The organism is Rhodoplanes roseus (genome assembly GCF_003258865.1).
GTDB lineage: Bacteria > Pseudomonadota > Alphaproteobacteria > Rhizobiales > Xanthobacteraceae > Rhodoplanes > Rhodoplanes roseus.
In genome coordinates this window covers 1-404 of sequence record NZ_NPEX01000675.1, presented here as the reverse complement: position 1 = coordinate 404, position 404 = coordinate 1, and the positions used below count along the sequence as shown (strand labels likewise).

At 61.6% G+C, this 404-nt stretch carries 1 protein-coding gene; it reads right to left on the bottom strand.

What is annotated here, in order from left to right; genetic code table 11:
- On the bottom strand, nucleotides 1–364 hold a 364-nt coding region (gene dctP / locus CH341_RS31940; protein ID WP_210208714.1), incomplete at its 3' end, for a TRAP transporter substrate-binding protein DctP.
- Nucleotides 365–404: the final 40 nt, after the last annotated feature.

Genomic DNA, 404 nt, shown 5'->3' with positions numbered 1-404 from the left:
GCAGGCCGTTATAGACATAGGCGAGGCCGACGAAGCCGTTGTCGCTCATGGACTTCAGGAGTTCGTCGCCCGTCTCGCTATGGGTGAAGCGCGACACCGCATCGGTATCCTCAAGCAGGAACGGCAGATTGAAGACGTCGAGCTTGGCCGTGTAGGCGCCGAGCTTGCCGATGTCGGGCGAGGCGAGCTGGACGTCGCCGATCGCCAGCGCTTCCATCACTTCGTCGTCATTGTAGAGCTGCGAGCTCGGATAGACCTGGATGCAAAGCTGCCCGTCCATCTCTTCGTTGACCCGCTTGGCCAGCGCGGTGGCCATCTCGCCCTTCGGATTGCCGGTCGGAGCGCTCACATGGCTGTATTTCATCAGAGTTTCGCCGGACTGGCACTCCGATTGCGCCATGGCC